Raw genomic sequence first — 20,451 nt, 5'->3', positions numbered from 1 at the left:
GGCCCTGGCTTTCGCTGCGGAGCTGCTGCGTGAGGGGCGGTCCGNCGTCCGCCGCCTGGAGCTCCGCCACGGCGGGGAATTGGATTCCGTCTGCGGCGGAGAGCAGAGCGTGCTCTTCCAGCGCATCCCCCGTGACAGCGGGAGCTGGCGGAGCGTGGCCCAAGAGGTTTTAAAGCGGCTGGAAGCCCACCAGAGCGGCTGGCTGGCCCTGGAGGCCGGGGCGGACCCGGCCCTGCTGGAGGCGNGCCCCGCAGGTCCCGTCTGGGACGGGGAACGGTTAACCTTTCCTCTGCCGGTGGGGGAACGGGTGGTGATCTTTGGCGGCGGGCACTGTGCCTTGGCACTGGTTCCGGTTCTGCGGAGCGTGGGCTTCCGGGTGGCAGTGTTCGACGACAGGCCGGAGTTTGCCTGTAAAGAGCGCTTCCCGGAGGCGGAGGCGGTGGTGTGCCGCGCGTATACCGATATCGCCGGAGGATTGGAGCTGACGGCGGAGGACTACGCCGTGGTCATGACCAGCGGCCACAGCCATGACTTCGAGGTGGAGGAGCAACTCCTCCGGCGGCCCCTTCGCTACGTGGGGGTCATGGGCTCCCGGACGAAGACCGCCTATGTCAACGGAAGGCTCCGGGAGGCGGGCATTTCGGAGGAGGCCACCCGGCGGGTCCACACCCCCATCGGTACCGCCATCAAGGCGGTGACGCCGGAGGAAATCGCCGTCAGCATCACCGGGGAGCTGATCTATGAGCGGGCCCTCCGGCGGGAGGCCGCCGGGAAGGCGGGGCATAGCTGCCCATCACATTTATAAAGTATAGAAAGAATCCTCCCGCCCCTTGGGCGGGAGGATTCTTTTCACGAAAAGGCGGAGGTACAATCGGCGGGCCCGCCCAGAAGCATCTTCAAGCCGTGCTCCAAGGCGGGCAGTACCGCTTCCAGGTTTTCCCGGGCCGCCTTGGGGCTGCCGGGGAGGTTGATAATGAGGGTCCCGCCCCGGATGCCCGCCGCCGCCCGGGAGAGCATCGCCCGGGGGGTGATGGCCAGGGACGCGGCCCGCATGGCCTCCGGGATGCCGGGGGTCAGACGCTCGCAGACGGCCAGGGTGGCCTCCGGGGTCACGTCCCGGGGGGAGAAGCCGGTGCCCCCGGTGGTCACCACCAGGGCGGCTCCGGTTTGGTCCGCCAGGCGGACGAGGGCGGCTTCAATGTCCGGCTGCTCATCGGGGACGACGCCGGTTTCCAGAATGGAATACCCTGCCTCCTCCAGCAGGGAGCATACCAGCGGGCCCGCTTCGTCGGGGCGCTGGCCCCGGAAGCTCCGGTCGCTGACGGTGAGGACGGCGGCGGTATACAAATGAAATCTCCTCCTATTTCAATAACATCAGGTCCTCCGGGCGGACCGCCGCCCAAAGGCGCTCCCGGTCCGGCAGGGCGGCCCAGGCGTCTTTTGCCAGCTCCATCCAGAGGGGCGGGGCCCCGGGGGAAGCCGCCTCCGGGCGGAGGGCGGCGAACACGGAAGACACGTCCTCCGTTACCCGGACGACTTGACAGGGGAAGGCGTTGACCGCCCCCGCCTCCTCCGGGCGGATGCGGTCTGCCCGGAGGCCTAAGGCCGCGGCTCCCTCCCGCCAGGGGGCGCGAAGGACCAGCCCCCAGGCCGGAACCTCCACCAGCCCCGGGGCGGGGCCGGGGCGGACAGGGGCGAAGTTTTTGCACCCGGAGAGCCGCGCGGCGGCGACGGTGCCGGGGTTTGCCATCAGCTCCGCCATGGACGCCGCCGGAGCGGACTTGCCGTCCTCCAGCACGCAGACCCGGGAGCAGTTCCGGTAAACCTCCCCCCGGTCGTGGCTGACCCAGACGGCAGGGCCTGGGAAGCGCTCCAGAACCTCCCGGAGCTCCTGCTCCAGCTGCCATTTCAAAAAACCGTCCAGGGCGGAAAAGGGCTCGTCCAGCAGCAAAACCCCAGGCTCCGCCGCCAGAATGCGGGCCAGGGCCGCCCGCTGCTGCTGCCCCCCGGAGAGCTGCCGGGGATAGAGGCCCGCCTGATCCTCCAGATGCAAAAGGGCCAGCAGCTCCGCCGTCCGCTCACGGCGCCGCCGCTTGTCCATGCGGCCCAGGCAGACGGCCACGTTCCGCTCCACCGTCATGTGGGGAAACAGGGCGTAGCTNTGAAAGAGGAAGCCCNCCCGGCGCTGCTGGGGCGGGAGGTTCACTCCCGCCGCGCTGTCAAAGAGGACCCGTCCGTCCAGCGCAATCCGCCCCCGGTCCGGCCGGTCGATACCGGCGACGCATTTGAGGGTCGCGCTCTTCCCGCAGCCGGAGGCCCCCAGCAGGGCCAGGGCCGCTCCGTCCTCCGCCGTGAAGTCCACGTCCAGGAGGNAGTCCCCGTAACGCTTTNGTATCCGGGCGGTCAGGGCCATGAGCGCCCCTCCTTTCGCTCCAGCAGGTTTACCGCCAGCAGCACGGCGGCGGAGATCCCCAGGTTCACCAGCACCCAGCGAAAGGCCAGGGCGTCCTGCCCGGTGCGCCAGAGCTGGTAGACGGTGGTGGAGACGGTGGCGGTGCGGCCGGGGGTGTAGCCCGCCAGCATGGACGTGGCCCCGTCCTCCCCCAGGGCCCGGGCGAAGGCCAGCACCGTCCCCGCCAGGATGCCCTGGCGGCAGACGGGCATCTGGACCCGCCAGAAGATATAGAAATTGCTGAGTCCCAGGGTCCGGCCCGCCTGGGCCAGGGTCTGGTCGAAGGACTCGAAGGCCCCCCGGGCGGTGCGGTACATCAGGGGGAAGCTCACCGCCACGGCGGCAAAGACGCCGGACTGCCAGGTCATGGCCAGCCGGAGGCCGAAGGCTTCCAGAAACCAGCTCCCCAGGGGCCGCCGGGGCCCCAGGGCCAGCAGCAGCAGCCAGCCCACCACCGTGGGGGGCAGCACCAGAGGCAGGGTGAGGACCACGNCCAGCACGCCCTTTACCAGCCGGGGGGCGCGGGCGATGGCCTGGGCGGCAAAGACGCCCAGGAAGAACACCAGCACCGTGGAAACAGCGGCGATGCGGATGGAGTTGTAAAGGGGAAACCAGTCCATAGGGGCCCTCCCGCTTTTGTTATCCCAGAGGCGTGAAGCCCACGGCCTCCAGCACGGCCCCGGCGGCGGGGGTGCGGAGGTAGTCCAGGAAGGCCTGGGCCTCTTCGGGGGATTTGCTGTTTTTCAGCGCGGCGGCGGGGTAGATGACCTGCCCGCACATCTCCGCCGTGGCGGTGTCCACCACCGTGAGCCCGGCGGAAAACGCGTCGGTCCCGTAGATGATCCCGCAGTCCACCGTCCCCTCGGATACCTGGGTGGTGACCTCCTTGACGTTGGAGCCGTAGGTCAAAACCCCGGCGGCGTTCAGGGCCGCCTCATCCAGCCCGAAATAGGCGAAAATCTTCTGGGTGTACTGTCCCACGGGCACGTCCTCGTTCCCCATGGCCAGGAGGACGTCCCCGGCTTCCAGGGCGGTTTTCAAACCGCCAAAGTTTTGAATGCCCGCCGGATTTCCCTCCGGAACCACCAGGGCGACCTTGTTCTCCAGAAGATTGAAGCGGGTATTGGAGGCAATAAAATCCAGGCTGTCTTCCGCGTTTTCGTCCGGGGCATCNGCATTGACGGCGGGAGCGGCGGCGGCGTCCAGCTGGTTCATCTGCTTCTGCCCGGCGGAGATGAAAATATCGCAGTCCGCACCCTCTTCAATCTGTGTTTTCAGTGTGCCGGAGGAATCGAAGTTGAATACCAGAGTGACGCCGGGGTGTTCCCTTTGGTAATTCTCGCCGATCTCCGTCAGGGTCTCCTGCAAGGAGGCGGCGGCAAAGACGGTCNGCTCCGCGCCGCTGTTCTTGGAACCGCCGCAGGCGGTCAGGGACAGAGCCAGGGTCAAAATCAGGATCCATCCTCGTTTCATCGTTNTTCTCCCCTTCCTATCACGCGGAATATAAAGTTTCGNCCGCCTTTTCAAAGACGGCGGGGTCCAGGGGCGGCGCCCCCTGGGGCTACTTCCCAAACCCGCAGTTGGGGTAGGTGCAGACCTCGCAGCCCAGGCACAGCCCGCCTTCGCCCAGGGAGGTGAGGTCCTTCCGGGCAATGGGGACCCCGGCGGCGATCTTGGGCAGGACCAAGTCGAAGATGGTCCGCTTGGCGTACATGACGCAGCCGGGAAGGCCCAGGATGGGGGTTCCGTCCTCAAAATACCCCAGCAGGAACATGGCCCCCGGCAGGACGGGCGCGCCGTAGGCCACAATATCCGCCCCGCTGCGCTTCACGGCCCCGGGGGTGTTGTCGTCGGGGTCNACGCTNATNCCGCCGGTGCNGAGAATCNGGTCCGGGCGGGCGGCCTTGACCTCCAAAATGGCGTCTTTCACCGCCTCGACGCCGTCCCCCGGCGTCCGGCGCTCGATGGTTTCGATGCCGAACGCCGCCAGCTTCCGCTCCACCACCGGGGTAAAGGCGTCTTGAATCAGGCCCTTGGCCACCTCGCTGCCTGTGGTGACGACGGCGGCGGTTTTCAGCTTCCAGGGACGCAGCTCCAGCAGGGGCCGGTCCCCGGCGGCGTCCTNCGCCCGGCGGAGCTTCTCCTCCTCAATGACCAGGGGGATCACCCGCGTTCCCGCCAGCTTGTCCCCCTTGCGGACCGCCGTGCCGCCGTGGCGGGTGGCGATCAGGATGTCCTCCAGGGCGTTGACGGCGTTCAGCCGGGCGCTGTCCACAAGAAACAGGCCGTCTGCCGCGGCGGTGAGCTCGATTTTCCCCTCCTTGACGGGACTCCGGTCCATGCCCTCGTTCCGGCAGAGGGCGCAGAGGCGCTCCGCCGCGTCGTTTTCGTGGACCATGCCGGGGGCCATNNCCCAGNCATAGAGGTGCTCCTTGCCCATGGAGAGGAGGACGGAGATGTCCTCCTCTTGGACCACGTGGCNNTTGCGGAAGCNGGCGTCCTTGTACTTCCCCGGAATGATCTGGGTCATATCGTGGCAGAGGACGTGGCCCACGGCTTCTTGTGTGGCGATCAGCTTCATGGCGCTCGCTCCTTATATAGAATCTTTTATAATCTCAATCGAGTCGCCCTTGCGGACGATCCCTTCCTCCACCACCACGGCGAAGACGCCCTCCGTGGGCATGACGCACTTCCCGGTGGCTTTTTTGATCGCACAGTCATTGTGGCACTCCTTGCCGATCTGNGTGACCTCCANCACCGTCTCCCCCAGCCGGAGCCGGGTCCCGATGGGANGGGACTTCAAGTCCAGCCCCCNGGTGTTGATATTTTCCGCGAAAGCCCCCGGCTGAAGCTCCGGCAGCAGGGAGCGCATTTTGTCCACGCTCTCCTCCGCCAGCAAGGAAATCTGCCGGTGCCAGTCCCCGGCGTGGGCGTCTCCCAGGATGCCGTGGCGGAGCTTCAGTTGGATTTCCGGAANCTCCCGCTTGACGGTTCCCTTTTTCTCGCTGATGTTGACGGATACCACTTCTGCCACGTTNACCACTCCTTTACATAGCTGCCGGTCTTGCCCCCGCTCTTCCNGCAGAGGCGGATCTCGGTGATTTCCATATCCCGCTGGACGGCCTTGCACATATCGTAAATGGTCAGCGCCGCGGCGGAAACCGCCGTCAGGGCCTCCATCTCCACGCCGGTCTCCCCCTTGCACTTCACCTTGGAGCGGATATGGACGGCCTCCTCCTCCAGGGTAAAGGCGANGTCCACCGCCGTCAGCCGCAGGGGGTGGCACTTGGGGATGAGCTCATGGGTGCGCTTGGCGGCCAGGATGCCCGCCACCTGGGCCACCGCCAGAACGTCCCCCTTGGGAGTCCCGCCGGTGCGGATGAGGGCCNGTGGCTCCNAATTCACGCGGACCCGGCCCTCCGCCTCGGCCTGGCGGAAGGTGACGNCTTTTTGGGNCANGTCCACCATGCGGGCCCGGCCCTGTTCGTTGATGTGGGTCAATTCCAGGTTTTCCATCTGGTTCAGCCTCCAATCTGGTGCATGTTCCGGCCCGCCTCGCTGCGGCCGGTTTCGTTCATGTGGTGCCGCTCCGGCTTGGCGGCCGCGCCCTCCCGGATGGCCCGGCGCAGGGCCTCGCCGTGGAGTCCCCGGAGGGGGATCTCCTGGTTCGANTGGAGGCAGGGCTTCAGCTTNCCGTCCGCCGTCACCCGGATGCGGTCGCAGCTTTTGCAGAAGCGGTGGCTCATGGGCTCAATCAGCCCCACCAGCCCCGGCCCGTCCGGGGGGCGGTAGCGCCGGGCTACGCCGGAGCCCTCCGCCGGGCGGAGGTCCGGGCAGGCGTCCAGCACCGCCTGGGCGGGGAGGAATTGGGCGGTTCCGCCCTCCCCAATGGGCATCAATTCAATAAAGCGGACCTCTATGGGATACCGCCGGGCCAGGCTGACAAAATCGGGAATCTCGTCCTCGTTGAAGCCCTTCATCAGCACCACGTTCAGCTTTGTCCCGGTAAAGCCCGCCTCCGCCGCGGCCTCCAGGCCCCGGAAGGCCTCCTCCAAACGGCCCGCCCGAGTCATGTAGGCGTATCGGTCCGGCCGGAGGGTGTCCAGGCTGACGTTCAGCCGGTCCACCCCCGCCTCCCGGAGAGGCTTTGCCAGTTGGGAGAGGGCCGCGCCGTTGGTGGTNAGGCACAGCTCCTCCACCTCCNAAATGGCGGAAATCCCCCGGCAGATATCCAGAATCCCCCGGCGGACCAGAGGCTCCCCGCCGGTGAGGCGGACCTTGCGGACGCCGCAGTCCACGGCGGCCTGGGTAATTTCCACCAGTTCCTCCAAAGAGCAGACGTCCCCGCGGTCCCGCTTGGGGACGCCTCCGGCGGGCATGCAGTACCGGCAGCGGAGAGAGCAGAGGTCCGTGACGGAGAGGCGGAGGTAGGTGATGTTCCTGGCGTAGCGGTCCCGCATGGCGGCCTCCTTTCTTCCCTGGCGGCGTGAGTTGGGTCTATTATAAAGGAGGCCTGAGGAAAAAGAAGTTGTTATGACAACATTTCTCTGCTATAATTTCCAGAAAGGGAGGGGATGCCATGGATACGCGCTTGACGGCTTTAAGCCGGTGCCGCCTGTTTCAGGACCTGCCCCGGGAGACACTGGAGCGGGAAATCCTGCCCCGGGGGAAGCGCCGGGAATTTGAGAGGCAGAGGGTTCTCATCGCGCCGGGGGACCGGGTGGACTGGTTCGGCGTAGTCCTTCGGGGAAAGGTCCAGATCTCCCAGATTTTCTCCGACGGGACCAGCAGCCTGATGGACGCACTGGGGCCCGGCCATACCCTGGGGACGGACCTGATCTGCACCCGCAGCCGCCGCTCGCCCTACTACGCCGTGGCGGCGGACCGGCTTGAGGTCCTTCGGTTTTCCGGGGCGCTGGTGCTGGAAGCGGGGGCGCTGCCCGGGGAGGCGCGGACGATCCTCTGGCGGAACCTGCTGACCCTCCTCTCCGACGGCAATCTCCGCAAGCACTACCGTCTGGCCATTCTGGCCCAGCGGGGCCTCCGGGACCGGGTGCTGGTCTATCTCACCATGCAGGCGGAGCGGCGGGGGANCAGCACCTTCCGCATTCCCTTCTCACGGGAGGAGCTGGCGGCCTTCCTCTGCGTGAACCGGAGCGCCTTGTCCCACGAGCTGAGCCGCATGGAGGCGGAGGGGCTGATCCGGTTTCGCAAGAACGAGTTTACCCTCCTCTCCGCCGGGGAGAGGAGGAGCGCTTGGAGCGGGACGGAATAAAAAACCGCCGCCGGGTTAAGGTCCGGCGGCGGTTTTACTTTTATAAAGTATTTACGCTTTCTCGCACTTCCAGAAAGCCACGCTGTAGGGGGGCAGCTCGCTGCCGCCGCCGAAGTCGTGGAGCTTCCCGGTGATGAGATCCACCGCCTGGCCGCAGCCCGCGTCAAAGTGGGCGGTGTAGGNCGCGTCCGAGGCGTTGATAGCTACCAGCACCCGCTCCGCGTCTGTCCGGCGCTGGAAGATGGTTTGGTGGTTGGTGAGGACNATGTCCTTGAAGTCCCCATAGCACAGGGCCTCGCTCTCCCGGTGGGCCCGGGCCATGGCGGCGATCTGGTCCGTCAGGGCGTTCCACTCCGGCGCGTCAAAGGCGGGGCGCAGGGCGTCGTCCCCCTGGGACTTCTCCCCCAGGGCACCCCACTCGCTGCCGTAGTACAGGCAGGGGATGCCGGGCATGCCAAAGGCCAGGCCGTAAATCAGGGGGACGTGGGCGGGATTTGTCAGGATGCTGGCGGCCCGGGTCACGTCGTGGTTGTCGGCGAAGCAGAGAAGGTGCTTGCCCTTGTAGAGGGTCCACGGCTCCGGGCCGAACTGGCGCTTGAGGCTGTGGACGATCTCGAAGAGGTTCATGGAGTTCAGGCTGGAATAGAGGCCCTTGTAGCACTCGTAGTTGGTGCAGGAGTGGAGGAGGCCGTCCCCCACCCAGCGGTTGTNGTCCCCGTGGAGGGTTTCGCCCACCAGGAAGAACTCCGGCTTGAGACCGTCGCAAAAGCTCCTGAGGCGGCGGAGGAAGTCGATTTCCAGGCAGTAGGCCACATCCAGCCGGAGGCCGTCGATGCCGAATTCCTCCACCCAGAACTTCACGCACTCCAGCAGGTAGTCCACCACGGCGGGGTTGCGGAGGTTCAGCTTCACCAGCTGGAAATGGCCCTCCCAGCCCTCGTACCAGAAGCCGTCGTTGTAGTTGGAATTGCCGTCGAAGTTGATATGGAACCAGTCCTTGTAGGGGGAGTCCCATTTNTTTTCCTGCACGTCCCGGAAGGCCCAGAAGCCCCGGCCCACATGGTTGAACACGCCGTCCAGCACCACCCGGATACCGTGGGCGTGGAGGACCTCCACCACCTGGGCAAAGTCCTCGTTGGTTCCCAGGCGGCAGTCCACCTTCCGGTAGTCCCGGGTGTCGTAGCCATGGCGGTCGCTGTCGAAGATGGGGGAGAGGTAGAGGGCGCCGGCCCCCAGCTTTTGGATATGGGGGGCCCAGTCCCCGATTTTGCCGATGCGGCTTACGGTTACGCCGTCGTTTTCCTTGGGCGCGCCGCAGAAGCCCAGGGGATAGATTTGATAGAATACGCTTTTGTCAGCCCACATAGTTGAACCGTCCTTTCTTGGCGGAGGTGGATCGCTGTATTTTACGGTGATGAACACAGAGATATCGTACAAATCGGTAGTATACCACAAATTTCCGAAAAGGTCGAGGAAAATCCGCCGAGGCTTTTGGGCCCCGCCCTTGACAGGGGCGGGAAATAGGCATAATATAGATTTACATGGAAAAACTTCATAAGGTCCGGTAGGTAAGGCTGCCACAAGGATATGGGTCGCTGCCGCGAAGTGATGGAGACATCACCAGTTGGTTTGAACAGGCGATATCGAACGGGAAGGTATCATCTAACGCGATTTCACCGCCTTGTGAGGCTAAAGCTCAAACGGTAGGGGCGGTGCGTCCGCCTGTCAGAGAGGAAGATTCTCCAGTCGTGCCGGACCGGGACGATTGGAGATTTTCGCGTTTTTATTAGGCCTTGTTTGAAAATCGGCCTAGCTGTGAGGAGAGGAGGTCCCGGCATGTTTGAACTGCAAAACGAGCGAACGGAGCTGCTGGAAAAAATCGAGGAGTTGTTCGGACGAAAACGCTACGCGGAGCTCCGGGACCTGCTGCTGCCCATGGAGGCGGCGGATATCGCCTCCCTCTGCCAGGATTTGGACGAGAAGGTGCCGGTGGTGTTCCGCCTGCTGCCCAAGGAGCTGGCGGCGGAGGTTTTCGTGGAGCTGGACAGCGATGACCAGGAGCTTTTGATTCACAGCTTCTCCAACACGGAGCTGAAGGAGGTCCTGGACGAGCTCTACCTGGACGACGCGGCGGATATCGTGGAGGAGATGCCCGCCGGGGTGGTGAAGCGCATCCTGCGCCACTGTGACCCGGAAATGCGCAAGAGCATCAACGAGGTCCTGAAATACCCCGAGGACTCCGCCGGAAGCATCATGACCACGGAGTTTGTGGATTTGAAGGCCAACATGACGGTGGAGGACGCCTTGAAGCGCATCCGCCGGACGGGACCGGACNAGGAGACCATCAACATCTGCTACGTCATCGACGACCGGCGGCATCTGATCGGCCTTCTGACCATCCGCACGCTGCTCCTGGCGGAGGAGGACGACGTCATCGGCGACATCATGGAGCGGAACCTCATCGCCGTCCAGACCCTGGACGACCAGGAGGCCGTGGCCCGGGCCCTGGGGAAGTACGACTTTTTGGCCCTNNCGGTGGTGGACAAGGAGGAGCGGCTGGTGGGTATCGTCACGGTGGACGACGCCATCGACGTCTTGCAGGAGGAGGTCACGGAGGNCATCGAGAAGATGGCCGCCATGCTCCCCGGCGACAAGCCCTATTTGAAAACCGGAATCTTCGAGACCTGGAAGGCCCGGACTCCCTGGCTGATGCTGCTGATGCTCTCCGCCACCTTTACGGGCATCATCCTGACCCACTTTGNAAAGTCCCTTATGGCCTGCGCCATTTTGACCTCCTTCATCCCCATGCTCTCCGGCACCGGCGGCAACAGCGGCACCCAGGCCTCCACCGCCGTCATCCGGGCGCTGTCNCTGGGAGAGGTCCGGTTCAGCGATTTGTTCCAGGTGCTGTGGAAGGAGTTCTGGGTCTCCGTCTGCTGCGGCCTCTGCCTGGCGGCGGCCAACTTCGTGAAAATGATGCTGGTGGACCGCTNGCTGCTGCAAAACCCCACGGTGACGCCCCAGGTGGCCCTGGTGGTCTGCGCCACCCTGGTGGGGACGGTGCTGTGCGCCAAGCTGGTGGGGTGCTCCTTGCCTTTGCTTGCCAAGCGCATCGGCTTTGACCCGGCGGTGATGGCCTCCCCCTTTATCACCACCATCGTGGACGCGCTGTCCCTTCTGATTTACTTCCGGTTTGCCTCGGCGATTCTGGGGCTGTGAGGGCGGACCCGCGGGCAAAAGCAAGAAACGCCGTCCGGGCAATGGGCCCGGGCGGCGTTTGGTTAAAACCAGGCGGCGGAGCCCTCCCGGAATTTCGGGACGGGGCCGTCCTGATAGGTGTCGTATCGGGACTCGTTGCAGCCGAATTCCTGTAAGAAGCAGATGCGGCCCGCCGGGTCCCAGCGGATCAGGGACAGCCCGTCGAAGGCCTCCACCCGGCCGCCGTTCATTTGGTTCCGGAAGTACCATTGCACCACGGTCTGGTCCTCCCGGTGGAAAAACTGGAGGATATCCCACTGAAGGACGGTCCCCCGGGTGTTCCATTCGTCGAACCAGAGCTTGATTTTCTGAGCGCCGTGGTACTCCGGCCCCCAGCTCTCAATGTAGACGGCATCCTCTGAAAAGAGGCTGAGAATGCCAAGGTCCGCCTTTTNCAGCCACATGTCAAACCAGAGGCGGACGGCGCGCTCCCGCTGTTCCATGGCGGTTCCTCCTTTACAAGTCAATTTCGGCGCGGCCCTCCCCGAGAGGCCCGCGTGTTCACTCCGCCGCCAGCTTCCGAATGTCCAGCAGATCCCGGATCACATAGTCCGCCGTCCCGGCCCCGGAGGGGGAATAGAGGACGCTGNGGACCCCGGCGCTTTTGGCGCAGTCCACGTCCAAGGTCCGGTCCCCCACGTAATAGACCCGGTCCCGCTCCAGGCGGTGCTTTTCCAGCAGATAGAGCAGGGCGTCGGGGGCGGGCTTCCGGGGAAAGCCGTTCAGGCTGGAGACTACTTCCTTAAAAAAGCGGTCCAGTCCCAGGTGTTCCAGCACCGGGGCGGTGGTGCGGCCCCGGTGGGTGTAGACGAAGTGGACCGCCCCCAGGGCGGCGGTTTCCTCCAGTGCCTCCCAGGCGTGGGGCGTTGTTGTAATTTCCAGATACCGCCCGCCGCTGATTTCAGAGTAGCGGGCCTTGATGTCGGAAAAGGCCCGCCCGGTGGCCGNCGCCGCGTAATTCACCACGTCGCTGACAGACCCCGCCGTGGCCCNGNGNCGGATCTCGTCCTCCTCCATGGGGACGTTCAGCTCCTCCAGCGTCCGGCGGAGGCTGGAGACNATGACGCCGTAGGAGTCCAGCAGGGTCCCGTCCAGGTCCCAGATAAAGGTTTTGCNGCTCACGCGCGTTCCCTCCAAACGTTCGATGGTTTTCCCATTATAGCAGGTCCTCCGGCGGCTGTCCAGAGGAACGAAAAAGCCCCGCCCCGGAGGGCGGGCTTTAAGGGTTCCCGTCTTTCTTTTTCGGCCACACCAGGCTGACGCCTGAGAGCAGCAGATATACCCCGAAGGGCTTTCGCAGGACCTCCACGTCCACCGCGTTGGACACCCAGGCCCCGACGAGCGCCGCCGCGACGGCTACGGGCACGGCGGCTTTCAGCGTGGGCTTGTCCAGATAGCCGCCCCTGGCGTGGCAGACCAGGGCGCTGGCGGCGGTGGGGAGGAAGAACAGCAGGTTGATTCCCTGGGCCGTCCGCTGGTCCACCCCCAGGAAGAGGGTCATCACCAGCAGCAGCAGCGTTCCGCCCCCCACGCCCCAGGCGGAAACAACGCTGGCCCCCAGGCCGCAGAGAAAGGGTATGATCCAGTCCGTCACAGCAGATATTTCACCCCCGCGTAGAAGAGGAAGGCGGCGAACAGCCACTTTAAAAACTTGGTGGAAATCTTCCCGTAGAGCTTCCCGCCGAAGAACCCGCCGATCAGGCCCCCGGCCAGATAGGGCAGGGACTCCGTCAGGGACACGCCGCCCTTCCAGAGATACACTGCCGCCGACACCAGGCACACCGGAAAAATAACCCCCACGCAGGTGGCGTAAAGCTTCCGCTGGCTCAGATTCCCCCACCGGGACTGGATGGGCAGGAAGACCATGCCCCCGCCGCCGCCGAATAAACCGTTGGCCAATCCCGCCGCCGCTCCTGCCAGCCGGGCCGTCCAGGCTGCTTTCATGCCGCCGCCTCCTTTCTATGTATCCCTTCCCGGAGGGCCCGGGAAGGGAGGGAAACCGTTCGCTTATTTCAGCTTGAAGCTCTGGCAGTCGGTGCATTCCACCATGGTGGGATTGGTCTCATGGGTGCCCACCTGGATGGTGTTCAGGCCGCAGTAGCCGGAGTCCTGGCAGTGGTGGGCGCAGTTGTTTACTGTGCATTTAATGCTCTGGTTGGGCGTGNNGGCGCATCCGCCGTTGGTGCAGTCCTTAGTCATGAGTTTGGTCCTCCCGCGTGAAGATTTTTTAAGACGCTGAGGGGCTNTCCCGCCTGTCCCCCCAGCGCGTTTTCACGGTGAAAGGAGAGATGGTTGAGCCTCGTCAGCGCCCTCATAGTGTGCGCCGGGAAGAAGAGAGTATGCGCGTTTGCCGGAGTGAAAATTTTGGCAAAAAACGGGACCGCCGCAAGGCGGTCCCGTAAACGCGCGGGGTAATATCAGTGGCAGACGCCCTCACAAAAGCCGTGGGTGTGGTGGTCTCCGCAGTAGGAGACGCCGCTGTGGCTNNACCGCCCCTCAAGNGTGCAGCCCTCCACAGGGCACAGGGCCCGGCAGGTCCCGTCGCAAAAGCCGTTCAGATGGTAGTATCCGCAGCAGCGGACGCCGTTGTGGTCGTGCCTCCCCTCGATGGCGCAGCCTTCGGCGGTGCACAGGGGCCGGCAGGCTCCGTCGCAGAAGTTGTTGTGATGCGGGTAGCCGCAGTAGGTGATGCCGTCGTGGACATGCCGCCCGTCAATGGGGCAGTTGTAGACGGGGCACAGCGCCTTGCAGGCCCCGTCGCAAAAGCCGTTTTCATGGGCATAGCCGCAGTAAGTGACGCCGCTGTGGCTGTGCCGCCCGATCTCGGGGCAGCCCTCCAGAGGGCAGAGGGCCCGGCAGTTGTTGTCGCAGACGCCGCTCTCGTGGGGATAGCCGCAGTAGGTGACCCTGTTGTGGACATGCCGCCCGGCGATGGTGCAGCCTTCCACCTTGCAGACGGTGACGGTGGAGCTCACGGGCTGGGAGGGGCGGACCGGCCGATTGCCGTGGCAGCCGCCGCCGTGGTGGCCGTGGGCGGAGGCGGGCAGCGTCAGCAGCGCCAGGGCCAGGACGAAGAACCATATTTTTTTGAGCTTCATCACGGAAGACCTCCTGAAAACAAAGATTCTATCTTTATCATAGCACAGCGGCCCCCGTCTGGCAAGAGGTTCCATGTTCAAAAATCCTTCAAACTTCTTTCAGCAAGTTTTAAGTTCTTCCGTCTATACTAAGCCCATCAAGTCGAGGAACGGCCGTTCCGAGAGGGCGGCGTTCCAAAATTTAAAATCCAGACAATCCCAGTTCACACGTTCGACACAGTTCCCTGTTATCTTAGCTTCTAAAGAACGGAAGAACGGGATACATAATGAAGGAGGAAGCTGATTATGTATAACGATGAAAACAACCTGTACAACTACACCTACCGCAAGGACGGCAGCGAACTCTCCCACCAGCGGGAAANCGTCCGCCCCGGCGGACAGCCCGGCCCCCAGGGGCCCGAATTTGAGGTGAAGCCTGTGAAGAAAAACCGCCTGGGCCTGAAGATCGCCGCCCTGGCTTTGAGCTGCGCCCTGCTTGGCGGCGCGGCGGGGGGCGGGGCCGTGTGGGCCATGTCCCAGCCCGGAGGGAACGAGAGCGAGATCAATGTTTCCAGCCGCCCCGTGACCCAAGTGGCCCTGCGGAATGTAGACGGGAAAACCGCCATGAGCGACGCGGAGGTCTACGCGGCCAATGTCAACAGTGTGGTGTCCATCCGCACCTCCGCCACCGCCGGATACAATTTCTACCGCCAGCCGGTGGAGACGGCCTCCGCCGGGTCCGGCTTCGTGCTGAGCAAGGACGGCTACATCCTCACCAACTACCACGTGGTAAAGGGTGCGGAAACCGTAACCGTCACCATGTACAACGGGGACGAATTCCCCGCCCAGTATATCGGAGGGGAAGAGGACTACGACATCGCCGTCATCAAGGTGGAGGCGGAGAACCTCCAGCCCGTCACCCTGGGAGACAGCGCCACGCTGAACGTGGGCGACCACGTGCTGGCCATCGGCAACCCCTTGGGCGAGCTGACCTTCTCCATGAGCGGCGGCATGGTCTCCTGCGTGGACCGGGCCATCAACGTGGACGGGACGCCCTTTAACATGATTCAGACCGACACCTCCATCAACCCCGNAAACTCCGGTGGGCCCCTGTTCAACCAGTACGGCGAGGTGGTGGGCATTGTTTCCGCCAAATACTCGCAGTCCTCCAACGGCACCACGGTGGAGGGCCTGGGCTTCGCGATTCCCATGAACGACGTGTTTTCCATGGTNAAGGACATCATGGCCAACGGCTATGTGTCCAACCGGGCGTATCTGGGCATCACCCCCCAGACCATGACGGAGAGCTGGGCGGCCCAGTTCCATTATGACGTCACCTCCGGCGTGTTCATCAACTATGTGGAGCCGGACAGCGCCGCCGANAAGGCGGGACTGAAAATGGGCGACGTGATCACGAAAGTNGACGGCACGGACATCAAGTCCGTGGAGGACTTGAACCTGGCGAAGAAGAAATACTCCGCCGGGGACAGCGCCACCCTGGANGTCTACCGCCCCNACGTCACGGTCACCGTGNNAATCACCTGGGGCGCGGCCCCCAAGGAGGACCAGGCGGCCCAGCAGCAGGAAACCCAGCAGTATCCCGGAAACCGGAACGACAACAGCGGAAACGGCGGATATTACGGCAACCCCTTCGAGGACCTGTTCCGCTATTTCTACGGCTGATGAAATAGGGACCCGCCGGGTCCCGCAGGATACCTCCTCCCACGCCCGGAGACGGCTTCGCGGCAAAAGCTGCGGCAAGGCAAAAAAGCCGGCATGCGGCGGGCGGGGATGGTGCAGATAGATGCAGGGGCGGGCTTGCCCGCCGGAATGGTGAAACGCCATATAAAGCCAAAGTGCGGGAGGGCCGGATGTTCAGGCCNTCCCGCGACGTTTGTACAGCCTTCCCGGCTGAGGTAAGAGAGGCTGGGCCGCTATGTTACCAACGGCCTGCGCTCAATCCGCAATCTCAATGCCCAAAATCCGGGCCACGACCGCCGCCTGGGAGGCGTGGATCCTTGCGCCCCGGAGCTCCTGGCAGGAGGCGGAGAGGGTCACGCCGTCCAAGGTGCAGCCGGAGAGGTCCGTCCCCTTGAGGACGGCCCGGAACAGGTCCGCCTGGGTGAAATCCACGGTTTGGAGCGTGGTTTTTACCACCCGGAGCTCCTGACAGCCGCTCTCCTTTAAATCGCAGTCCGTCAAGGCGCAGCGCTCCCAGAGGGCCCCCGTGAGGTTGGCCCAGCGGAGGCGGAGGCGGGCCAGCGCGCAGTCCTTGAAGCGGGCCTTGCGGAAGTCTCCGCCCTCGGCCTTGCAGCCGGAGAGGGCGGCGTCCTTCCAAAAGCTTACGGGAAAGCGGCACCCGGTAAAGGCGCAGTCCTCGAATTCGCAGCCGTAGAAGGCCGCGCCGCTGAAATTGCAGTCCGTAAACTGGCAGCGGGCAAAACGGGTCTGCCGGAAGGTGAGGTCCGAGAGGTCCAGCCGCTCCGCCGTTTCCCGGACAAAAGTTCCNCAGGCCAGCTGTTCCCCCTCTTCCCGGGCGGAGAGGAGGGCGGCAGTTAAATCGTTCATAATACCACCAGATTCTGTTGCCGCCGCTCAGGCCTGGCCTGTCACCAGACAATCAGAGCGCGATAAAGTTCTTTTGGTTACTTTTCTTTCAAGAAAAGTAACTCCTCGAAGCTCTTGATATACACGTCGCAGTAGCCACGCATTTCCTTTTCATCCTGGGCGAAGAGGCCGTCATAGACCCCGATCACCCGCATTCTTGCCGCCCTGGCTCCCTTACAGGCGGCCAGGCTGTCGTCAAAGACGGTGCAGTCCTCCGGCCGGACGTCCGCGGCCCTGGCGGCGGCCAGCCAGACATCCGGCTTCCGCTTTTCCAGCCCCAGCTCCTGGGCGAAGGTCACCCGCTCGAAGTACTTCGCCAGCCCCAGGGATTCCAGGGCCATGTGGCAGTGCTCCGGCACGCTGGAGGTCACCACCGCCATNCGCCGCCCCTCGGCCTTGCACTGCTTCAAATAGGCCCGGACGCCGGGCTTCACCGGCACNCGGGCATAGGAGTCTGCCGCCAGCTCCATCCACTCGGCGACGATCTCCTCGCAGGACTCCGGCAGCTTGCAGAACGCCTTGGTGAACACCGCCGCCTGGGGCNNGGGCACATGGGCCACGCCCTCGTAATAGGCGTGGGTGTACTTCATCCCCCGGCGGCCCAAAAATTCCCGGTCCACCTTCTTCCAGATGCCGTTGGAGTCCGTCAGCACCCCGTNCATATCAAAGAAAAACATGGCTCACTCCTCCTTTACCAGCCGGAAGCGCCAGGGAAAATCCCGGGCCTCCTCCGCGTAGTCCACCCCGATCCGGGGGCCGGAAACCATTCGCTCCCCCCGCGGGGCCGGAAGAGGGGCCAGCCCGGCGTCCTCCGGGCAGTCGCAGAGAAACAGCGTGTCCCCCGTCAAATCCAGCCCGTTCTCTTCCCGGGTCAGGGCCAGGGCCCGGCAGACCTTGCCGGGGCCGTTGAGGAAATTCTTCCTCCGGTAAGCCGTCAGGGGCTTGTCCCCATAGCGGAGGCGGGCCATGGCCTCAATGCCCGCCACGGGCTCTATGGCCCGAAGCAGCACGGCGGCGGGCTCTCCCTCCGGTNCCGTGACGAAGTTCAGGCAGTGGTACATGCCGNAGATGAGGTAGATATAGGCCGTCCCCGGCTGNGAGAACAGGGTTTCCGTCCGGGCCGTCCGGCGGTATCCGTAGGCGTGGCAGGCCTTGTCGCAGCGGCCCACATAGGCTTCCGTCTCCACGACGCGGCCCGCCAGGATTTCGCCGTCCAAGCGGCGGACCAGGATTTTTCCCAGCAGGGCCCGGGCGGCCTCCAGGGTGTCCTGGGCGTAGAATTCACGGGAAAGCCTTGCCATTTTCTCACCTCGGTGCTACAATACAAATTTGCGCGGCCCCGGGCCGCACAGTACATTTAGTATATCACAGAAGAGAACATGGAGCAAGAGAAATGAAAGTCAACCGAGTTCGTCAAAATGTCCTGCCCCTGGTTACCGCCATGATCTGGGGCACCGCCTTCGTGGCTCAGAGCGTGGGCGCGGAATACATGGGGCCCTTTACCTTCAACACCGCCCGGGCGGTCATCGCCTTCTTCTTCCTCCTTGGCCTTTGCGGCCTCCGGGCCCTCTGGCGGCGGGGGAGGGGAGAGACTCCCGATCCCGCCGGGTCCCGCCGGGATCTGATTCTNGGGGGCCTNTGCTGCGGCGCGGCGCTGTCGGTGGCCAGCTTCTTCCAGCAAAAGGGCCTGGAGACTACCACCCCCGGCAAGGCGGGGTTCATCACGGCGCTTTATATCGTCCTGGTGCCCCTGGCGGGGCTGGCCCTGGGGAAGAAGGTTCCCCGCGCCCTGTGGCTGGGAGTGGTCCTGGCGGTGGGGGGGCTGTACTGCCTCTGCGTCACCGAGNAGCTGACNATTACCGGCGGGGACCTGTANGTGCTGGTCTGCGCCTGCTGCTTCACCGCTCAGATTCTGGTGGTGGACTATTTTACCAACAAGGTGGACGGCGTGGCGCTGTCCTGCGCCCAGTTTTTGATCATGACCGCCCTCTCCGCCGCAGGGGCGCTGGCGGAGGCGCCGCCGCCCCTGGAGCTGCTGCCCAAGTACCTGGGGCCGGTGCTCTACGTGGGCGTGTTCTCCAGCGGCGTGGCCTACACCCTCCAGATCCTGGCCCAGAAGGATTCCAACCCGGCGGTGGTGTCCCTTCTGATGAGCATGGAGTCCCTCTTCGCCGCCGTGGCCGGGGCCATCATCCTGGGCAGCCGCATGACGGGCCGGGAGTACCTGGGCTGCGCGCTGATGCTGGCGGCGGTGGTGCTGGCCCAGCTTCCGTACCCCCTGGGCCGGAAGACGGAGGGNTTTGGCGATGGACAAGAGGTTTAACCTATGCTATAATGCATATAAAATGGTAATAATATGCCGGTATGGCAGTTTGTGCAAATGAGGTGAGCGCATGCGGATCAATGTGCTGGGCGTGGGCTTTGACAATGTGACCATGGGCGAGGCGGTAGACCGGGGGATGGAGCTGCTTCACAGTCCCGGGACCCACTACGTGGTAACCCCCAACCCGGAGATTGTGGAGATCTGCCGGGAGAACCTGGCCGCCCGGCAGGCGGTGAACGCCGCGGATCTGGTGCTGCCCGACGGCATCGGCGTGGTGAAGGGGGCCGGAATGCTGGGCACGCCTTTGAAGGAAAAGGTTCCCGGCATCGAGTTTGCCGCCGGGCTCATGGAGCGCATGGCGGCGGAGGGCTTGTCCCTCTATCTCCTGGGGGCCAAGCCCGGCGTGGCCGAGGCCGCCGGGGAACGGCTGGCGGCGAAATACCCGGGCTTGAAAATCGCCGGGACCCNCGACGGCTATTTTAAAGAGGNCGGCCCCGTGGCGGAGGCCATCCGGCGGAGCGGNGCGGANTGCGCCTTCGTCTGCCTGGGNGCCCCGAAGCANGNGCTCTGGATGGCGAAGCACGGCGAGGCCACGGGAGCCCGCCTCCTCTGCGGCCTGGGGGGAAGCCTGGACGTCTTCGCCGGGGTGGTGGAGCGGGCCCCGAAATTCTGGTCCGACCACGGCCTGGAGTGGTTTTACCGCCTGTGCAAAAACCCCCGCCGGGCGGGGCGGATGATGAAGCTGCCGCTGTTCCTGGTCCATGTGGAGAAGGAGAAGCGGCGGAAATGAGAGGAATGCTGATTGTCCTGGAGGGCACCGACGGNTCCGGCAAGGCCACCCAGGNGGGGCTGCTNCTCCGAAGCCTGGAGGCCCGGGGCGTCTCCTGCCGGGAGATTGATTTTCCCCGGTATGGAAACCCCTTTGCCGAGCCCGCGAATCTCTACCTTCACGGAGCGCTCGGAGGAGCGCCCGGAGACGTGAACGCCTGCGCCGCCTCCGCCATGTTCGCCATAGNCCGCTTCGCCTCCTATCAAGAGGACTGGGGCGCGTTCTACGAGTCCGGCGGCGTGGTGGTGGCCAACCGCTACACCACGTCCAACGCCGTCCACCAGGCCTCCAAGCTCCTCCCAGAGGAGCGGCGGGACTTTTTGGACTGGCTCTTTGATTTGGAATACCGCCGCCTGGGGCTTCCCGAGCCGGATCTGGTGCTGTACCTGGACATGCCCACCGAGGCGGCGAACCGGCTCATGCGCCGCCGGGAGGAGAAGACGAACACCCAGGCGGATATTCACGAGCGGGACGGGGACTACCTCCGCCGCTGCCGGGAGTGCGCCGGGGAGATTGCCCAGGCCCAGGGCTGGGCCGTGGTGAGCTGCGCCAGGGAAGGCGCCCCCCGGCCGCCGGAGGACATCCACCAAGAGGTNCTGGCCATCGTCCTGGACCGCCTGTCCCGCTGAA

24 protein-coding genes and 1 riboswitch are annotated in these 20,451 nt (G+C 64.5%); of the genes, 7 read left to right on the top strand and 17 right to left on the bottom strand.

The annotated features are described in order from the left end of the window. On the top strand, nucleotides 1–805 hold an 805-nt coding region (locus JX325_RS00830; RefSeq protein ID WP_204789287.1), incomplete at its 5' end, for an XdhC family protein. 44 nt (nucleotides 806–849) lie between these two features. Here the strand turns inward: JX325_RS00830 and JX325_RS00825 are convergent. The 8 genes from JX325_RS00825 to moaA all read right to left on the bottom strand — a co-directional run bounded on the left by JX325_RS00825 (nucleotide 850) and on the right by moaA (nucleotide 6,912). After that, nucleotides 850–1,347, bottom strand: coding sequence for a molybdenum cofactor biosynthesis protein B (locus tag JX325_RS00825; protein ID WP_204789286.1), 498 nt, complete (start codon nucleotides 1,345–1,347; stop codon nucleotides 850–852). Nucleotides 1,348–1,360: 13 nt separating this feature from the next. Further along, nucleotides 1,361–2,413: a sulfate/molybdate ABC transporter ATP-binding protein gene (locus JX325_RS00820; protein ID WP_204789285.1), complete on the bottom strand. Its 1,053-nt coding sequence runs from the start codon at nucleotides 2,411–2,413 to the stop codon at nucleotides 1,361–1,363. Next, nucleotides 2,404–3,072, bottom strand: a complete 669-nt coding sequence (gene modB, locus JX325_RS00815) for a molybdate ABC transporter permease subunit (RefSeq protein ID WP_204789284.1) — start codon at nucleotides 3,070–3,072, stop codon at nucleotides 2,404–2,406. Before modB ends, JX325_RS00820 begins: the two co-directional genes overlap by 10 nt. Nucleotides 3,073–3,091: 19 nt before the next feature. Continuing rightward, complete coding sequence (locus tag JX325_RS00810) at nucleotides 3,092–3,925, bottom strand: extracellular solute-binding protein (protein WP_204789283.1); 834 nt, start codon at nucleotides 3,923–3,925, stop codon at nucleotides 3,092–3,094. Between the two features lie 88 nt (nucleotides 3,926–4,013). After that, entirely contained in the window at nucleotides 4,014–5,033 is a 1,020-nt protein-coding gene (locus JX325_RS00805; protein WP_204789282.1) for a molybdopterin-binding protein, read from the bottom strand. A 12-nt stretch (nucleotides 5,034–5,045) separates the two neighbouring features. Then, nucleotides 5,046–5,486 carry an MOSC domain-containing protein gene (locus tag JX325_RS00800; protein WP_204789281.1) on the bottom strand — a complete coding sequence of 147 codons (441 nt, stop codon included), beginning with the start codon at nucleotides 5,484–5,486 and terminating at the stop codon, nucleotides 5,046–5,048. Next, nucleotides 5,411–5,968, bottom strand: coding sequence for a cyclic pyranopterin monophosphate synthase MoaC (moaC, locus tag JX325_RS00795; RefSeq protein WP_204789280.1), 558 nt, complete (start codon nucleotides 5,966–5,968; stop codon nucleotides 5,411–5,413). Before moaC ends, JX325_RS00800 begins: the two co-directional genes overlap by 76 nt. 5 nt (nucleotides 5,969–5,973) lie before the next feature. Beyond that, a complete protein-coding gene (gene moaA / locus JX325_RS00790; protein WP_204789279.1) occupies nucleotides 5,974–6,912 on the bottom strand; it encodes a GTP 3',8-cyclase MoaA in 939 nt (312 codons plus the stop codon). Between the two features lie 119 nt (nucleotides 6,913–7,031). Between moaA and JX325_RS00785 the strand changes: the two genes are divergently transcribed. Further along, on the top strand, nucleotides 7,032–7,727 hold the full coding sequence (locus JX325_RS00785) for a Crp/Fnr family transcriptional regulator (RefSeq protein ID WP_204789278.1): 696 nt from the start codon (nucleotides 7,032–7,034) through the stop codon (nucleotides 7,725–7,727). A 51-nt stretch (nucleotides 7,728–7,778) separates the two neighbouring features. Here JX325_RS00785 and JX325_RS00780 read toward each other — a convergent pair whose 3' ends face one another. Beyond that, entirely contained in the window at nucleotides 7,779–9,092 is a 1,314-nt protein-coding gene (locus JX325_RS00780; RefSeq protein WP_204789277.1) for an alpha-amylase family glycosyl hydrolase, read from the bottom strand. Nucleotides 9,093–9,280: 188 nt separating this feature from the next. Next, nucleotides 9,281–9,443, top strand: a riboswitch (M-box (ykoK) riboswitch). A 120-nt stretch (nucleotides 9,444–9,563) separates the two neighbouring features. Between JX325_RS00780 and mgtE the strand changes: the two genes are divergently transcribed. Beyond that, nucleotides 9,564–10,946, top strand: a complete 1,383-nt coding sequence (gene mgtE, locus JX325_RS00775; RefSeq protein ID WP_204789276.1) for a magnesium transporter — start codon at nucleotides 9,564–9,566, stop codon at nucleotides 10,944–10,946. Between the two features lie 62 nt (nucleotides 10,947–11,008). Here mgtE and JX325_RS17740 read toward each other — a convergent pair whose 3' ends face one another. The 5 genes from JX325_RS17740 to JX325_RS00755 form a co-directional block, all read right to left on the bottom strand. Further along, nucleotides 11,009–11,428, bottom strand: coding sequence for a nuclear transport factor 2 family protein (locus JX325_RS17740; protein ID WP_243413849.1), 420 nt, complete (start codon nucleotides 11,426–11,428; stop codon nucleotides 11,009–11,011). 58 nt (nucleotides 11,429–11,486) lie between these two features. Further along, a complete protein-coding gene (locus JX325_RS00770) occupies nucleotides 11,487–12,107 on the bottom strand; it encodes an HAD-IA family hydrolase (protein WP_204789275.1) in 621 nt (206 codons plus the stop codon). Between the two features lie 97 nt (nucleotides 12,108–12,204). After that, nucleotides 12,205–12,579 (bottom strand): TSUP family transporter, encoded by a 375-nt coding sequence (locus JX325_RS00765; RefSeq protein WP_204789274.1) that lies wholly within the window; start codon nucleotides 12,577–12,579, stop codon nucleotides 12,205–12,207. Continuing rightward, nucleotides 12,576–12,929 carry a TSUP family transporter gene (locus tag JX325_RS00760; RefSeq protein ID WP_204789273.1) on the bottom strand — a complete coding sequence of 118 codons (354 nt, stop codon included), beginning with the start codon at nucleotides 12,927–12,929 and terminating at the stop codon, nucleotides 12,576–12,578. The genes JX325_RS00765 and JX325_RS00760 overlap by 4 nt, the downstream gene beginning before the upstream one ends. Before the next feature lie 63 nt (nucleotides 12,930–12,992). Beyond that, a complete protein-coding gene (locus tag JX325_RS00755) occupies nucleotides 12,993–13,184 on the bottom strand; it encodes a DUF1540 domain-containing protein (RefSeq protein ID WP_204789272.1) in 192 nt (63 codons plus the stop codon). 1,184 nt (nucleotides 13,185–14,368) lie between these two features. Here JX325_RS00755 and JX325_RS00750 point away from each other — a divergent pair. Continuing rightward, nucleotides 14,369–15,745: a S1C family serine protease gene (locus JX325_RS00750; RefSeq protein ID WP_204789271.1), complete on the top strand. Its 1,377-nt coding sequence runs from the start codon at nucleotides 14,369–14,371 to the stop codon at nucleotides 15,743–15,745. A 273-nt stretch (nucleotides 15,746–16,018) separates the two neighbouring features. Here the strand turns inward: JX325_RS00750 and JX325_RS00745 are convergent, their stop codons facing one another. The 3 genes from JX325_RS00745 to JX325_RS00735 form a co-directional block, all read right to left on the bottom strand. Then, nucleotides 16,019–16,630 carry a pentapeptide repeat-containing protein gene (locus tag JX325_RS00745; RefSeq protein WP_204789270.1) on the bottom strand — a complete coding sequence of 204 codons (612 nt, stop codon included), beginning with the start codon at nucleotides 16,628–16,630 and terminating at the stop codon, nucleotides 16,019–16,021. A gap of 77 nt (nucleotides 16,631–16,707) precedes the next feature. Next, nucleotides 16,708–17,346, bottom strand: a complete 639-nt coding sequence (locus JX325_RS00740; protein WP_204789269.1) for an HAD family phosphatase — start codon at nucleotides 17,344–17,346, stop codon at nucleotides 16,708–16,710. Between the two features lie 3 nt (nucleotides 17,347–17,349). Beyond that, nucleotides 17,350–17,970, bottom strand: a complete 621-nt coding sequence (locus JX325_RS00735; protein WP_204789268.1) for a DNA-3-methyladenine glycosylase — start codon at nucleotides 17,968–17,970, stop codon at nucleotides 17,350–17,352. A gap of 92 nt (nucleotides 17,971–18,062) precedes the next feature. On the opposite strand from JX325_RS00735, the gene JX325_RS00730 reads away from it, so the two are divergent. From JX325_RS00730 to JX325_RS00720, 3 genes are all read left to right on the top strand, one after another. Continuing rightward, entirely contained in the window at nucleotides 18,063–18,992 is a 930-nt protein-coding gene (locus tag JX325_RS00730; RefSeq protein WP_204789267.1) for a DMT family transporter, read from the top strand. A gap of 70 nt (nucleotides 18,993–19,062) precedes the next feature. Beyond that, the gene (locus JX325_RS00725) at nucleotides 19,063–19,782 is read left to right on the top strand and encodes a WecB/TagA/CpsF family glycosyltransferase (RefSeq protein ID WP_204789266.1); all 720 of its coding nucleotides are present in this window, start codon (nucleotides 19,063–19,065) and stop codon (nucleotides 19,780–19,782) included. Further along, nucleotides 19,779–20,450, top strand: a complete 672-nt coding sequence (locus JX325_RS00720) for a thymidylate kinase (protein ID WP_204789265.1) — start codon at nucleotides 19,779–19,781, stop codon at nucleotides 20,448–20,450. Before JX325_RS00725 ends, JX325_RS00720 begins: the two co-directional genes overlap by 4 nt. The last annotated feature ends 1 nt before the right edge of the window (nucleotide 20,451 follow it).

The sequence above is a fragment of the Oscillibacter sp. CU971 genome (assembly GCF_905219725.1).
Taxonomy (GTDB): Bacteria; Bacillota; Clostridia; order Oscillospirales; family Oscillospiraceae; genus Oscillibacter.
The sequence above is the reverse complement of the archived record's forward strand: the minus strand, read 5'-3'. Positions and strand labels throughout refer to the sequence as shown.